Genomic DNA, 14,409 nt, shown 5'->3' with positions numbered 1-14,409 from the left:
ACGCATGGCCAGGGCCCAGACCGCTTACCGCTGCACCGAGTGCGGGTGGACCAGCATCAAGTGGGTCGGCCGCTGCGGTGAGTGCCAGTCCTGGGGCACGGTCGAAGACGCGACCGCCACGCAGGCGAGCACCCGTGGCACCGCGGCGATCGCAGTCACCGGTGGCCGGGTCGCCAAGCCGATCACCCAGGCCGTGGGCGAACGCGTCACCCACTGGCGCACGGGCATCGGCGAGTTCGACCGCGTGCTCGGCGGCGGCATCGTGCCCGGCGCCGCGATCCTACTGAGCGGCGAGCCCGGGGTCGGCAAGTCGACGCTCCTGCTCGAGGTCGCCTCCCGTGCGGCCGCGGCCGGCAAGCGTGTCCTCTACGTCTCGGCCGAGGAATCCGTGGACCAGGTCCGGATGCGCGCCGAACGCACGGGGGCCATGCACGACGAGCTCTACCTGGCGAGCGAGGTCGACCTCGCCGTGATCCTGGGGCAGATCGACCAGGTGCAGCCCGACCTGGTGATCGCCGACTCCGTGCAGACGATCTCGTCGAGTGCGGTCGACGGCATCGCGGGCGGAGTGTCCCAGGTGCGCGAGGTCGCGTCGACCCTCATCCGCGTCGCGAAGGACCGCGCGCTCCCGATCCTCATCGTCGGGCACGTCACCAAGGACGGCACGATCGCCGGTCCCCGGCTGCTCGAGCACCTGGTCGACGTCGTCTGCCACTTCGAGGGCGACCGCCAGACCGCACTCCGCTTCATCCGCGCGCTCAAGAACCGCTTCGGCCCGACGGACGAGGTCGGCTGCTTCGACATGACCGGCGACGGCATCCACGAGGTCCCGGACCCGAGCGGGCTGTTCATGTCCCGGGCCGGCGCCCCGGTCAGCGGCACCTGCATCACGATCGCCCTGGAGGGCCGACGCGCGCTTCCGGTCGAGGTCCAGGCGCTCGTCGTGCCGAGTTCCGCGCCGCAGCCCCGGCGGGTGGTCAACGGCGTCGACTCCTCCCGCGTCGCGATGCTCCTGGCGGTCCTCGAGCGCCGGGCCGGCATCAAGCTGTCGGACAGCGACGTCTACGTGTCGACCGTCGGCGGCATGCGGCTGACCGAGCCGGGCGCGGACCTGGCGATCGCCCTGGCCCTGGCGAGTGCGGCGCGGGACCGCCCGTACCCGCACACGCTCGCCGCCGCGGGCGAGATCAGCTTGGCGGGCGAGATCCGCCCGACCACCGGCGAGAAGCAACGGGTGTCCGAGGCCCGGCGGCTCGGGTTCACGACTGTGCTCGGCGCCGACTCCGAGCACCTGCGCGAGGCACTGCGCGTCGCCTTCGCGATGACCAAGTCGGTGCGCGAGCGCGAGCTCGACGCGGCGTTCTGAGGCGGACGCGAGCCGCGCCTCCCGGCCTACGCGCGCAGCGCCGCCAACAGGTCGGCGGGCTCGGCCTGCATCGTGTTCGGCCCCGCGATGTCGAAGAACACCTGCTCGAGCACGTCCAGGTGCGCGGCGATGAACTCCTCGAGCCGGGCGGCGTCGTACACCATGACCTGCCGGACCTTCTCGTCCGGCACCATCGCGGTGTAGGCGTCGACGGACGAGAACAGCAGCAGGATGCGCTTGTCGGTGCCCTCGCGGCCGAACACCCGCACCTGCTGGTCCTTCGGGCGCCCGGTGACGAGCTTCGGCACGATGACGATGTCGTGCCGCAGGGCGAACGCGACCGCGGCGACGTCCTGCGCGGCGAGCGCTGCCTCGAGCGGCTCGCTCCGGAACCGTTGCTCGGCCATCACTGGAGCACGAACTGGGTCGAGGTGGCGCTCGTGATGTTCCCCACCGCGACGCTGAGGTGGTAGCTGGCGCCACCCGCGGTCACCGACGGCCGGCTCGAGTCGCAGGTCGATGTGGAGGACCGGGTTCGGTCCCACGTGATCGCCGGCGTCGTCAGGGTCTGGCCGCCCTTGATGGTGATGTCCTGGTCGGTGCCGCCGGTCTGGCAGTCCTTGCTCGACCAGTACGTCTCGGTGCCGCTCGTGATCGTGAGGACCTGCTGGCTCGAGCCGAGGTCCATGTGGCAGCTCGTCGACGCGGTGTTCGTGATGGACATCGAGATCTTCGGTTCCTCCGTGGGGCCGTACTGCGTCTTGTCGGTCAGGGCCTTGAGCGTGATCTGCGACTTGCGGCAGGTGGCGCCGTTCTTGGTCGACCCGGCTGCGGGTGGGGACGTCGCGCCGGCGGTGGCCCCGGCCTCGGGGGTGGCGATCGCGGTCGCGGCCGCGGTGGCTGCGGCGCTCGCTCGTGCCGATGCGTTCGCCGCGGCGTCGGCAGCGGCGGCGCGCGCAGCGGCACGCTCGGCCGCGCTCGACGACCGGTGCGCGGACGCGGTCCGGGAGGCGCTGGCCGAGGGAGCGGGAGCGGCCTCCGATCCGCCGCCGTGGCCGAAGACGATGAGGAGCACGACCACGATGACGAGGAGCAGCGCACCGCCGACGATGGCGCGCCGCCGCCAGTACACAGCGGCGGGCTGACCGCCGACGGGGTTGCGGAACGACGACATGCGGACAGGGTAGGTCCGCTCGGCGGGGTTCCCGCGGAGCGACGCCGGACCGGCGCGAGCGGCTCAGAGGATCTTGAGCATCCGGGTGTTGCCGAGCGTGTTCGGCTTGACCCGGGCGAGGTCGAGGAACTCCGCGACGCCCTCGTCCGACGACCGCACGAGCTCCGCGTAGACCTCGGGTGACACGACGGACTCCCCGATCTCCAGGTAGCCGTGCTTCGTGAAGAACTCGACCTCGAACGTCAGGCAGAAGATCCGGCCGATGCCGAGCTGGCGGGCGTCGTGTTCGAGCCCGTCGAGGAGCCGGTGCCCGACGCGCTTGTGGAGCCAGGCGGGGTCGAGCGCGAGCGTGCGCACCTCGGCGATGTCGTCCCAGAACACCGCGAGCGCGCCACAGCCGATCGGCACCCCATCGGGTCCCTCGGCGATCCGGAACTGCTGGATCGAGCCGTACAGGGTGACGTTGTCCTTGCCGAGCAGGATCCGCCGCGCCACGTAGGGCTCGATGAGCCGCTGGATGTGTGGCACGTCCGAGGCGAGCGCCGGACGGACGAGGATCCCGTGCTCGTCGCGCGCGAGTGCCGCCGGCTCCTGGTCGTCCATCCGCTCCACCCTAGCCGGGGTGCCGGGCACACGACGGCCGGGAGGCGCGGGACCGGTCCGCACCGTCTCTCCCGTCCGGTGGATGGAAGCTGGATCCGACCTGACGGCGGGCCCGGGATCTGGCGTAGCGTGCGCGCCATGACTGACTCCAACGACGCAGCACAGCACCCGGCGGTCCCCCTCGGCAGCGAGGGGCGCCACGCAGCGGAGCCCTCGGGCGACACCGCAGCACTCGACCACGACCACACCCACGACTCGAGCCCGCACACGAACATCGGTGCCCTGGGCGACGACTCGGTGGGGCACATCTTCGACCAGACGAACGGCCTGGCGGACGGCCTCTCGGGCGACAGCGAGGAGAACGAGGACCTGCAGGGCAGCGAGAGCAGCACCGGCGACGGGCGCCTCACGTTCGACGACACCGAGGGCGGCGGCAACGTGACGGACGGCGGCGGCTACACGGCCGGCGACGCCCGTGACGGCGAGGTCACCCACCCCTAGCGCCGACGCCCCCGGGCCGGACGACCCGGGGCGGCCCGCCCCCTCGCGCGAGACGCGCGCGCCCAGCACGACGCGATCCCCTCCCCACCACCGTTTCCGGTGGTGCGGAGGGGATCGCGTCGTGTGTGGGGAGGAGGCCCTTACGCCTCGAGCTCCCCGGCCGGCTCGGCAGCCCCGGCGAGCACTTCCTCGCGCCCCGGCTGACGCCCGGTCTCGAACTGGAAGGCACCGTCGGCGAAGTCGACCTTGACGTGGTCGCCCGCCGTGAGCTCACCCTGCAGGATGTGCTCGGACAGCTGGTCCTCGACCTCGTGCTGCATCGCGCGACGCAGGGGCCGGGCACCGAGGGCGGGGTCGAACCCGACCTTGATGAGCTGCTCCTTGGCGGCGAGCGACAGCTCGACGGTCATGTCGCGGTCGAGCAGGCGGTCGGACAGGCGCTTGACGAACAGGTCGACGATCTGCAGCAGCTCGTCCTGCGACAGCTGCGGGAACACGATCGTGTCGTCGACGCGGTTCAGGAACTCGGGCTTGAAGTGCTTCTTCAGCTCCTCGTTGACCTTGGCGCGCATCCGGTCGTAGCCGACGGAGGAGTTGCCCTCGACCTGGAACCCGACGGGACCACCCGCGATGCCCTGCGAACCGAGGTTCGTCGTCATGATGATGACGGTGTTCTTGAAGTCGACCACGCGACCCTGACCATCGGTCAGGCGGCCTTCCTCGAGCACCTGCAGGAGCGAGTTGAAGATGTCCGGGTGGGCCTTCTCGATCTCGTCGAACAGGACCACGGAGAACGGCTTGCGGCGCACCTTCTCGGTGAGCTGGCCGCCCTCCTCGAACCCGACGAACCCGGGAGGGGCACCGAACAGCCGCGAGACCGTGTGCTTCTCACCGAACTCCGACATGTCGAGGGAGATGAGCGCGCCCTCGTCGTCGAACAGGAACTCGGCGAGCGCCTTGGCGAGCTCCGTCTTCCCGACGCCCGTGGGGCCGGCGAAGATGAACGAGCCGGAGGGCCGGTTCGGGTCCTTGAGGCCGGCGCGGGTCCGGCGGATCGTCTTCGACAGGGCGGAGATCGCCTCCTCCTGCCCGATCACGCGCTCGTGCAGGGCCTTCTCCATGAAGACGAGGCGCGAGGTCTCCTCTTCCGTGAGCTTGAACACCGGGATGCCCGTGGCCTGCGCCAGGACCTCGGCGATGATGCCCTCGTCGACGGTGCCGGACGCGGCGACGTCACCCGCACGCCACTGCTTCTCGAGGCGGAGCCGCTCGCCGAGCAGCTTCTTCTCCTCGTCGCGGAGCGATGCGGCCTTCTCGAAGTCCTGCTCCTCGATGGCGGCTTCCTTCTGCCCGCGGACCGTCGAGATCTTCTCGTCGAAGTCGCGGAGCTCCGGCGGCGCCGACAGGATCGACAGGCGGAGGCGCGCACCGGCCTCGTCGATCAGGTCGATGGCCTTGTCCGGCAGGAACCGGTCCTGCACGTAGCGGTCGGCCAGGTTCGCCGCGGCGACGATCGCGCCGTCGGTGATCGACACCTTGTGGAACGCCTCGTACTTGTCGCGGAGGCCCTTGAGGATGTTGATCGCGTGCGGGAGGGACGGCTCGTTCACCTGGACCGGCTGGAACCGGCGCTCGAGCGCGGCGTCCTTCTCGAAGTGCTTGCGGTACTCGTCGAGCGTGGTGGCACCGATGGTCTGGAGCTCACCGCGGGCGAGGAGCGGCTTGAGGATCGACGCAGCGTCGATCGCGCCCTCGGCCGCACCGGCCCCGACGAGCGTGTGGATCTCGTCGATGAAGACGATGATGTCGCCGCGGGTGCGGATCTCCTTCGTGACCTTCTTGAGGCGCTCCTCGAAGTCACCGCGGTAGCGGGACCCGGCGATGAGCGACCCGAGGTCGAGCGAGTAGAGCTGCTTGTCCTTGAGCGTCTCGGGCACCTCGCCCTTGACGATCGCCTGGGCGAGGCCCTCGACGACGGCGGTCTTGCCGACGCCCGGCTCGCCGATGAGGACGGGGTTGTTCTTGGAACGGCGGGAGAGGATCTGCATGACCCGCTCCATCTCCTTCTCGCGCCCGATCACCGGGTCGAGCTTGGCGTCACGCGCGGCCTGGGTGAGGTTGCGACCGAACTGGTCGAGCACCTGCGAACCCTGCTGTGCACCCTGCTGGTTCTCGCCGCCCACGGCGACGGCCTCCTTGCCCTGGTACCCGGACAGGAGCTGGATGACCTGCTGGCGGACCCGGTTGAGGTCGGCGCCGAGCTTCACGAGGACCTGGGCGGCGACGCCCTCGCCCTCGCGGATGAGCCCGAGCAGGATGTGCTCCGTGCCGATGTAGTTGTGGCCGAGCTGCAGCGCCTCGCGCAGGGACAGCTCGAGCACCTTCTTGGCGCGCGGGGTGAACGGGATGTGCCCCGTCGGCTGCTGCTGGCCCTGGCCGATGATGTCCTGGACCTGCTCGCGGACCGCGTCGAGGGAGATCCCGAGCGACTCGAGTGCCTTGGCGGCGACGCCCTCACCCTCGTGGATGAGACCGAGGAGGATGTGCTCGGTGCCGATGTAGTTGTGGTTGAGCATCTTCGCCTCTTCCTGGGCGAGGACGACAACACGACGGGCTCGGTCGGTGAATCTCTCGAACATGTGCTCTCCCTTGGCTCCGAGGGGGTGGAGCCGACAGATGTGCCGGTCCCTGGTGGGCCCGGCGACGTACATCGAGACTAACCAGCGAGCCTCCGCGGGGCTGCCCCTGTTCGCCGTGGGCGTGACCCACGTGCGCGGTCCGTCCGGACGGCCCGGGAGGCGGTGCTCGCCTCGCCTGACCCTGGCCGCGGTCAGGTGGTCACCGCTACCCTCCGGACCATGGAGGCACCACTCGTCGGGATCGTGATGCACCCCTCGAAGGACGTCCGGGCGTCGGTCGAGACCCTGCAGCGCTGGCACGCGTCGGGGCGGGGCCAGCTCGTCGCGCGCCGGATCGACGCCGCGCGGCTCGGCCCGGGGATCGAGGTGCTCGACGACGTCGAGTTCTGCGAGCGGGTCGACCTCGTCGTGTCCCTCGGGGGCGACGGCACGATGCTCGGGTCGATGCGCCTCGTGGCCGCACGTCCGGTGCCGGTCCTCGGGGTGAACTACGGCAACGTCGGGTTCCTCGTCGAGATCGAACCCGAGGAGCTCGCCGCGGCGCTCGAACGGATGTCCGCCGGTGACTACTCGCTCGAGCCGCACCACGCGCTCGAGGCCGTGCTGACGTGGTCGGGTGCCCGCACGAACTACCTCGCGTTCAACGACCTGACGATCGTCCGGCGCCCCGGCGCCGGGCAGGTCTCAGCCGACCTGACGATCGGTGGCCTCACGTACGGGTACTACCGCGCCGACGCCGTCGTCGCCTCGACCCCCGCCGGCTCCACCGCCTACAACTACGCCGCCGGGGGCCCGGTGCTCTCCCCCGCCCTGTCCGGCTCGGTCGTGACGCCGGTCGCCCCGATGGCCGGGATCGACCGCTCGGTGGTCCTCGCGGCGAAGGAGCGCTACCGGTTCGACATCGCCGAGGGCACGCGGAGCGCCGCGCTCGAGGTCGACGGGCTCGTCGTCGGCGAGGTCGCCACCGGTGCGCAACTCGAGGTCCGGCTGCGCAAGAACGCCGGCACGGTGATCCGCCTCGACGCCGAGCGCCACGGGCGGACCGGCCGGGTCAAGCTGAGCCTGCTCGACCTCCCGGTGCGACCGGACCAGCTCATCGAGCTCATCCCCTCCGAGGTGCGGCAGCGGCTGCGGCAGCACGACCGGCCGGAGCCCGAGGAGGGCTGAGGCCGCGCCTCCAGGCCGGGAGGCCCGGTGCAGGACCACCGGAGCGGCCCGCGCGACCGTCGGGACCGACGACGACGGCCCGCCCGAGTCGTGTGACTCGGACGGGCCGTTCCCATCACCCCGCCGGATCGCCTTCCCACAGGACGACCCGACTCCCCGCACCGACCCCGTCCGGGTCGGCCGTGGTCCTGGACCTCAGTCGGTCAGGTAGAGCTGCATGTCCTGGCTGACCGCCTTGGCGAACAGGCGGAGCTTGGCGCGGGACTCGACGCGGCTGACCGCCTGGCGCGTGGTGTGGACGACCTTCGAGATCTCGTCGAGGGTCATCGGGTGGTCGTCGTCGAGGCCGTAGCGCATGCGGATGACGCGCGCCTCGTCCGTCGGCAGCTCGGCGACGATCGACCGGATGTCCCGGTGGAGCAGCGTGCTCTCGGTCATCTCGTTCGGGCTCGCGGCGTCCTCGTCCTCGATGAAGTCCCCGAGCTCGGAGTCGTCCGAGTCGCCGACCACCGTGTGGATCGACACGGGCTCGTGCGAGCGGCCCTTGAGGTCGAGGAGTTCCTCGACGTCCATGCTCAGCTCCTCGGCGACCTCTTCGGGGCTCGGCGCCCGGCCGAGGTCGACGGTGAGGTCGCGCTCGGTGCGCGAGATCTTGTTGATGAGCTCCACGGTGTGCACCGGGATGCGGATGGTGCGGGCCTTGTCGGCGAGACCGCGCGAGATCGCCTGGCGGATCCACCAGGTCGCGTAGGTCGAGAACTTGTAGCCCTGCGTGAAGTCGAACTTCTCCACCGCACGGACCAGGCCGAGGTTGCCCTCCTGGATCACGTCCATGAACGGCAGACCGCGCTGCGAGTAGCGCTTGGCGATGCTCACGACGAGGCGGAGGTTCGAGGTGATCATCCGCTCCTTGGCACGCTGGCCGTCGCGGACGAGCCAGCGGAGTTCACGCTGCAGCTGCTTCGGCACGTCGGGCGTGTTCGCGAGCTTCTCCTCGGCGAACAGGCCGACCTCGATGCGGCGGGCGATGTCCGCTTCCTCCTCGGCGGAGAGCAGCGGCAGGCGGCCGATGTGGCGGAGGTAGTCGCCGACCTGGTCGACCGAGGCGCCGCGGACACCGGCGAGACGCTCGTCGGCCTCGATCGCGGTGTCGACGCTGTCGAGCTCGCGCGGTCCCGCCTCGACCTTCGTGGTGGTCTTGGAACGCCGGGTGGTGCTCGGAGCTTCGGTTGCGATGGTCATGGCTGACTCTCCTTCGCGGTGACGGTTGACGGGGGCCGAACCGGCTGGGCCGGGCCGGATCACGTCGGACGGTGTCGTTCGGCGCTGGTCCTGCTGCCCCTCCATCGGGGCGTGCAACGAGTAAAGCGGCCCGGAGGTGTACCCCACAAATCGTTTCCTGCTTTTCCCAGGGATCTCCGTGCTTCGTCATCGCGGACCCCCGGGTGGGGGTACGGGACCACTCCGCCGACCGGTCCTCCGATCCCGGAGATGCTGGGGGACGAGCCCGGAAATCCGCCGATCGTCGTCCGCGTCCGAACCGATTCCGGGCCTGTACCCCGCCCTGTCACCCGGCGGCGGACACGTTCCGGGGTACGCGTGCGGATGGGGCCCCCGCGGCACGTCCGTACCCCTTTTCGGCAACGATCCCGTAACACGCTCGTCACCCGGGGGTCGATCGGCGGTCACCAGCTCGGTTCGAGCCAGTCCGTGCGTCGCTGGGCTCCCTCCGCTTCGGCGTCGAGGTCGAACTCGTCGTACTCGCTCTCGATGTCCCCGACGAACGAGCGGGCGACGGCATGCAGCAGATCGGTCATGCCGGCGATGCTGACCAGCCCCGACGACGGCGGGGTGAACGGCTCGTGTCGCGGCGCTGACCGCCGGACGTCCGGGAGCGACTACTCCGCGGACTGCGGCGAGGCGGGGACGGCTGCGGGGCGGCTCGGCGCCTGCACGTCACGCGGCCCCGCGGTACCCGCGCCGGGTCCACCGGCGGCACGCTCCGCGGTGAAACGGGCGCGTTCCTCCCGTTCGAGCTTGGCGTAGGTCGCGCGCTCGGTGCGGTCGGCCCGGATGATCGCCCGCATGACGAACCAGAACACCAGGCCGACGACGACGGTCGGCGTCAGCGAGAAGATGATCCCGGTCACGACTCCATGAGGCACGCGACCATGGTACGTCCCGGTGCTCGGGGTGCCGTGCGGGGGACCTGAGCGCACGGCCAGCGAGCGGAGCCCGTCCGCCGTGTGCGCACGCCGACGACGAGTGCGCATGCGCCCGCACGTCCCGTTGTCGTCCGTGTGCGCAGGAGTGCGTCGACTGCCGTGCTCGCAGGCTCACCCGGGGCCGGCGTCGCGCAACGCTGACGCGTTGCCCTAAGCTCCAGCGCCCTTGACGAGCGGGAACAGGATCGTCTCGCGGATCCCGAGGCCCGTGATCGCCATGAGCAGGCGGTCGATGCCCATCCCCATCCCGCCGGACGGCGGCATGCCGTGCTCGAGGGCGCGCAGGAACTCCTCGTCGACGCGCATGGCCTCGACGTCGCCGCCCGCGGCGAGCTTCGCCTGCTCGACGAACCGCTCGCGTTGCACCACCGGGTCGACGAGCTCGGAGTACGCCGTGGCGAGCTCGAACCCGCGGACGTAGAGGTCCCACTTCTCGACGACGCCCGGGCGCGACCGGTGCTCCCGCGTCAGCGGGGACGTGTCCACCGGGAAGTTCATGACGAACGTCGGGCGCTCGAGCGAGTCGATGACGAAGTGCTCCCAGAGCTCCTCGACGTACTTGCCGTGGGTGGCGTGCGCGACCTCGACGCCCTCGGCCTCGGCGAGCGCCTGCAGCTCGGCGAGCGGGGTGTCGGGCGTGATCTCGCGACCGGCCGCGGCGGAGAGCGAGCCGTACATGTCGATGCGGTCCCACTCGCCGCCGAGGTCGTACTCGGTGCCGTCGGCGAGCGTCACGACGAGCCCGCCCGTGACGGCGAGCGCGGCGTTCTGCACGAGCTCCTGCGTCAGGTCGGCCATCTGCTCGTAGTTGCCGTAGGCCTGGTACGCCTCGAGCATCGCGAACTCGGGCGAGTGCGTGGAGTCGGCGCCCTCGTTCCGGAAGTTCCGGTTGATCTCGAACACACGCTCGATGCCGCCGACGACCGCGCGCTTGAGGAACAGCTCGGGCGCGATCCGGAGGTACAGCTCGGTGTCGAACGCGTTCGAGTGCGTCACGAACGGGCGGGCCGACGCGCCACCGTGCTGGGTCTGCAGCATCGGCGTCTCGACCTCGAGGTAGTCGTGGGCGGCGAACGTCGCGCGGAGGGACTGCATCACGCCGGCACGTGCGCGCACGGTGGTGCGCGCCTGCTCGCGGACGATGAGGTCGAGGTAGCGGGCGCGGACCCGGGTCTCCTCGCTCAGCTCGGTGTGCAGGTTCGGCAGCGGCAGGATCGCCTTCGCCGCGATCGCCCAGTCGTCGACCATGACGCTCAGCTCGCCGCGGCGGGACGAGATCACGCGGCCGTGCACGAACACGTGGTCGCCGAGGTCGACGAACTCCTTCCAGCGCGCGAGCGACTCGTCCCCGACCTCGGCGAGCGACACCATCGCCTGGATGCGGGAGCCGTCGCCGGACTGGAGGGTCGCGAAGCACAGCTTGCCCGTGTTCCGCGAGTGCACCACACGGCCGGCGAGCCCGACGACGTCGTCGGTCTCCTCGCCGCTCGGCAGGTCGGCGTGCTCGGCGCGGACCGCGGGGATCGTCGTCGTGATCCCGAGCTCGACCGGGTAGGCCTCGATGCCCGCCGCCAGCAACCGCTCCCGCTTGTCGAGGCGCACCTGACGCTGCTCGCTCGTCTCGGCCGCGGCGGCTGCCTCGGCGTCGACGCGGGCGGTCTCGAGGGCGACGGCCTCGGGGTCGGTGGTGTCAGCGGGTTCGTCGGTCATCGCGCGCGCAGCTCCGGGGGTCGTGGGGGATGCGTCGATGCTACCGGCCCACCACGGCGCAGCCGGCCGGGAGACGCTGGCCGGGAGGCGCTTGCCGGGGACCACGCACCGCTACAGCGCCTGCTGCCCGTCCGCCTGCGCGAGCGCGTTCTCGACGGCGGACCGGACGAGCGCACCGAGCACCCGTCCCGGGTGGTCGACGCCGATCGCCGCCAGCGTCCCGGCGGCCTGGTCGACGATCGCGCTCGAGAAGTCCACCGCGGCCCGGACCGCGTCGGCGTAGGCGGCGCGGTCGGCCTCACGGACGACGACCGGCTCGGCACCCATCTCGACCACGAGCGCCTGCGCGATCGGCAACACCGGCGCGGGCGAGGTCACCGCGCAGTAGGCGTCCCGGAGGCGGGCGAGGTCGACGCTCGTGCCCGTGAACGCCATCGCGGGGTGGATCGCCAGCGGGATGACGCCCTGGGCGGTCGCGGGCGCGAGGACCCCGACCCCGTGGTCCGGGCTCGTGTGCACGACGAGCTGTCCCGCCTGCCAGATGCCAGCGTCGGCCAGACCCTGCACGAGCCCCGGCAGCTGGTCGTCCGGCACGGCAAGCAGGACGAGTTCGCTCCGCTCGACGAGTTCCGGGGTCCCGAGCACGGGCGCGCCGGGCAGGAGCGCCTCGGCCCGGTCGAGTCCCGCGTCGGAGACCGCGGTGATGCCGACGACCGCGTGCCCCGCGTTCGCGAGCGCGGCGCCGAGCACCGGGCCCACCCGGCCCGCACCGACGACGCCGACCCCGAGTCGTCCGGCCCGCTCGCTCATCGTGGTCCTCCGTCCGGTCGTGGCACGTGCTCCCACCCCACGGGTGCGGCGACCGACGCGGGGTCGGCGCCCCGGACCTCCCGGTCGTCACGCCACCGGTGCGAGGTGTCGGCGGCGGCCGCGCGGACGGCCTCGGCCTCGGTGCCGGAGAACAGCCGCATCGCGTCGGGCACGGCGAGCGCGCCGATGCGCGCGACGACCGGACCGTGCACGGTGTGCACGTGGACCTCGGCGAGCCCGAGCGCGCGCTCGACGGGGCCCTGTGCCACCCGGATGCTCTGCACGCGCGGCAGGGGCACGACGACGAGCGACCGCCAGACCGCGCCGAGGCGGAGCAGCACCGCCCCGGGGACGCTCCGGTAGCCGTTGCGACGCCAGGACAGCGGTCGGAGCCAGGCGCCGCGACCGGGTGACCGCGTGAACCCACCGGCGTCGCCCGACCCCGTCAGGCTGCCCTGCACGACGTCGACCGCGGCGGCCGAGCCCTCCTGCAGGCTGGCGAAGGAGGCGGCGGGCCCGGCGACCGCGGTGCCGACGAGCTCCGGCAGGATGATCTCGAGCACAGCACGGACGTCCGCGGTGTCACCGACGGGCAGCACGACCGAGGACGTCTGCTGGTTCTGACGGGAGCCGCCGGCGTGCGAGGCGCGGTTGACGCGGACGTCCCACCAGCCGAACGGACGCCACAGCAGCGGCTGCGTGACCGCGACGGCGTGGATGCGCCCGGGCGGCAGGGTCTCGTTCGAGGTCGACACGAGGCCGTAGCCGATGCGGATCCCGTCCGGGGTCGCCGCGATCGAGTACTGCAGCGACTTCGTGAAGCGGCGGACCGTGACCCCGACGGCGCCGATCATCGCCGGGAACAACGTCACGAGCAGGAAGTACTGGCCCGTCACGGCGACGCTCACGATGATGCCGACCGCGGCGAGGGCGAGCACGACGGTCGTGTTCGACAGGAGCACGGAGCCGATGAGCCGCCCGGTGTGCACGCGCACGACGCGCGTGGCGCGCACCGCGGCGGGGTCGAGTTCCGGGGCCAGGAACTCCGTCATCCGCTCGTCGACGAACCGTCCCGGCGGCCGGGAGGCCCGGGACCCGCCCGGCACGTCGGCGCGGGCACCGCTCGCCAGCAGCAGGATGCGCTGCCGCAGGTCGTCGGCCGGCCGCGAGCCGAGGTACGCCAGCTGCACGTTCGCGTCGTTGCCCGCCTGCGAGATCTCGAGCCGGGCCGTGCCGACGAGCCGGGCCACGAACGGGCGGACGACGTTGACGGCCTGGATGCGGTCGAGGCGGGCCTTGCGGTGGTTCCGGAACAGCACGCCCGAGCGGACCTCGACGACCTCGCCGGTCACGCGGAAGGTGTGCATGCGCCAGGACAGCGTGAACAGGCCGATGAGCACGAGGATGAACACGAGCACCCCGAGGAGCGCGACGCCCACGTAGTCGTGGCGGACGACGTAGTCGATCGGGTCGCCCTGCTCGCCGCCCCGAGCACCACCCGGGATCACGAGGTCGAGCAGCCGCTCGCGGAGGGTGTTGACCACCCACCCGAGGATCACGAGCAACGCGATCCCTCCGCGGAGCAGCGGCGTCAGCGGGTGCAGGCGGTGCCACGTCCCGTCGGTCAGGTCGGCGGCCGCGGCGGCGTCGCCCTGCCGGTGGGGCTGCGGGAGCGGCGGCAGCGGCGGGCCGGACGGCCGGGAGGTCACAGCCCGACCCGTCGGCTCTCGGCCATCGCGACGAGTTCGTCGCGCAGGCGGTCCGCGTCGGCCTCGGGGAGCCCGGGCAGCCGGACGTTCGTGCTCGCCGCCGCCGTCACGAACCGGAGGTCGCTCAGACCGAGGGCACGACCGAGCGGCCCGCGGCTGATGTCGACGAGCTGCATGCGGCCGTACGGGACGGCGATGAACCGCTGGAACATGAGTCCGCGCCGCACCACGAGGTCGTCGTCGCGGAGGGCGTACCCGATCGACCGGATCCGCCGGGGGGTGAAGGCAGCGACGAGGGCGGTGACCACCGCGGCGGCGAGCCCGATGAGCGTCCACACGAGCGCGGTCGTCGGTGAGGACCCCCGGAACGCCACGCCGATGAGGAAGCACCCGGCGGTGATGACCACCCCGACGACGAGGACGGTGACGAGTTCGGTCCAGACGAGGCGCGGCGACACCCGGCTCCAGGGGATCCCCGGCAGGTCGAGACGTTCCCTCGGCATCG

Annotated in this window: 14 protein-coding genes; 3 read left to right on the top strand and 11 right to left on the bottom strand. The window is 71.7% G+C overall.

Annotated elements, in window-relative coordinates:
* Window positions 1–4 precede the first annotated feature (4 nt).
* Window positions 5–1,366 carry a DNA repair protein RadA gene (radA, locus tag DEI92_RS00830; protein ID WP_111010300.1) on the top strand — a complete coding sequence of 454 codons (1,362 nt, stop codon included), beginning with the start codon at window positions 5–7 and terminating at the stop codon, window positions 1,364–1,366.
* A gap of 26 nt (window positions 1,367–1,392) precedes the next feature.
* On the opposite strand, the gene DEI92_RS00825 is transcribed toward radA, so the two are convergent.
* The 3 genes from DEI92_RS00825 to DEI92_RS00810 form a co-directional block, all read right to left on the bottom strand.
* The gene (locus tag DEI92_RS00825; protein WP_111010304.1) at window positions 1,393–1,773 is read right to left on the bottom strand and encodes a dehydrogenase; all 381 of its coding nucleotides are present in this window, start codon (window positions 1,771–1,773) and stop codon (window positions 1,393–1,395) included.
* Complete coding sequence (locus DEI92_RS16235; protein WP_146249060.1) at window positions 1,773–2,540, bottom strand: hypothetical protein; 768 nt, start codon at window positions 2,538–2,540, stop codon at window positions 1,773–1,775. Before DEI92_RS16235 ends, DEI92_RS00825 begins: the two co-directional genes overlap by 1 nt.
* A 63-nt stretch (window positions 2,541–2,603) precedes the next feature.
* Window positions 2,604–3,143, bottom strand: coding sequence for an amino-acid N-acetyltransferase (locus DEI92_RS00810; RefSeq protein ID WP_111010307.1), 540 nt, complete (start codon window positions 3,141–3,143; stop codon window positions 2,604–2,606).
* A 138-nt stretch (window positions 3,144–3,281) separates the two neighbouring features.
* On the opposite strand from DEI92_RS00810, the gene DEI92_RS00805 reads away from it, so the two are divergent.
* Entirely contained in the window at window positions 3,282–3,644 is a 363-nt protein-coding gene (locus DEI92_RS00805; protein WP_146249059.1) for a hypothetical protein, read from the top strand.
* A gap of 140 nt (window positions 3,645–3,784) precedes the next feature.
* On the opposite strand, the gene DEI92_RS00800 is transcribed toward DEI92_RS00805, so the two are convergent.
* Window positions 3,785–6,283 (bottom strand): ATP-dependent Clp protease ATP-binding subunit, encoded by a 2,499-nt coding sequence (locus DEI92_RS00800; RefSeq protein WP_111010393.1) that lies wholly within the window; start codon window positions 6,281–6,283, stop codon window positions 3,785–3,787.
* A gap of 219 nt (window positions 6,284–6,502) precedes the next feature.
* Here DEI92_RS00800 and DEI92_RS00795 point away from each other — a divergent pair, with 219 nt between their 5' ends.
* The gene (locus DEI92_RS00795) at window positions 6,503–7,450 is read left to right on the top strand and encodes an NAD(+)/NADH kinase (RefSeq protein ID WP_111011999.1); all 948 of its coding nucleotides are present in this window, start codon (window positions 6,503–6,505) and stop codon (window positions 7,448–7,450) included.
* 195 nt (window positions 7,451–7,645) lie between these two features.
* Here DEI92_RS00795 and DEI92_RS00790 read toward each other — a convergent pair whose 3' ends face one another.
* The 7 genes from DEI92_RS00790 to DEI92_RS00765 form a co-directional block, all read right to left on the bottom strand.
* Entirely contained in the window at window positions 7,646–8,692 is a 1,047-nt protein-coding gene (locus tag DEI92_RS00790) for a sigma-70 family RNA polymerase sigma factor (RefSeq protein ID WP_111011998.1), read from the bottom strand.
* Between the two features lie 443 nt (window positions 8,693–9,135).
* Complete coding sequence (locus DEI92_RS16750) at window positions 9,136–9,267, bottom strand: hypothetical protein (RefSeq protein ID WP_258369821.1); 132 nt, start codon at window positions 9,265–9,267, stop codon at window positions 9,136–9,138.
* An 81-nt stretch (window positions 9,268–9,348) separates the two neighbouring features.
* Window positions 9,349–9,615 (bottom strand): hypothetical protein, encoded by a 267-nt coding sequence (locus tag DEI92_RS00785; RefSeq protein ID WP_146244060.1) that lies wholly within the window; start codon window positions 9,613–9,615, stop codon window positions 9,349–9,351.
* Window positions 9,616–9,825: 210 nt separating this feature from the next.
* Window positions 9,826–11,385 carry a lysine--tRNA ligase gene (gene lysS, locus DEI92_RS00780; protein WP_111011997.1) on the bottom strand — a complete coding sequence of 520 codons (1,560 nt, stop codon included), beginning with the start codon at window positions 11,383–11,385 and terminating at the stop codon, window positions 9,826–9,828.
* Window positions 11,386–11,496: 111 nt separating this feature from the next.
* Window positions 11,497–12,195, bottom strand: a complete 699-nt coding sequence (locus DEI92_RS00775) for a Rossmann-like and DUF2520 domain-containing protein (RefSeq protein WP_111010313.1) — start codon at window positions 12,193–12,195, stop codon at window positions 11,497–11,499.
* The gene (locus tag DEI92_RS00770; RefSeq protein ID WP_111011996.1) at window positions 12,192–13,904 is read right to left on the bottom strand and encodes a PH domain-containing protein; all 1,713 of its coding nucleotides are present in this window, start codon (window positions 13,902–13,904) and stop codon (window positions 12,192–12,194) included. Before DEI92_RS00770 ends, DEI92_RS00775 begins: the two co-directional genes overlap by 4 nt.
* Window positions 13,901–14,407: a PH domain-containing protein gene (locus DEI92_RS00765; RefSeq protein ID WP_111010314.1), complete on the bottom strand. Its 507-nt coding sequence runs from the start codon at window positions 14,405–14,407 to the stop codon at window positions 13,901–13,903. Before DEI92_RS00765 ends, DEI92_RS00770 begins: the two co-directional genes overlap by 4 nt.
* Window positions 14,408–14,409: the final 2 nt, after the last annotated feature.

The sequence above is a fragment of the Curtobacterium sp. MCBD17_034 genome, from assembly GCF_003234515.1.
GTDB lineage: Bacteria > Actinomycetota > Actinomycetes > Actinomycetales > Microbacteriaceae > Curtobacterium.
This window is presented reverse-complemented; position numbering and strand designations above follow the sequence as displayed.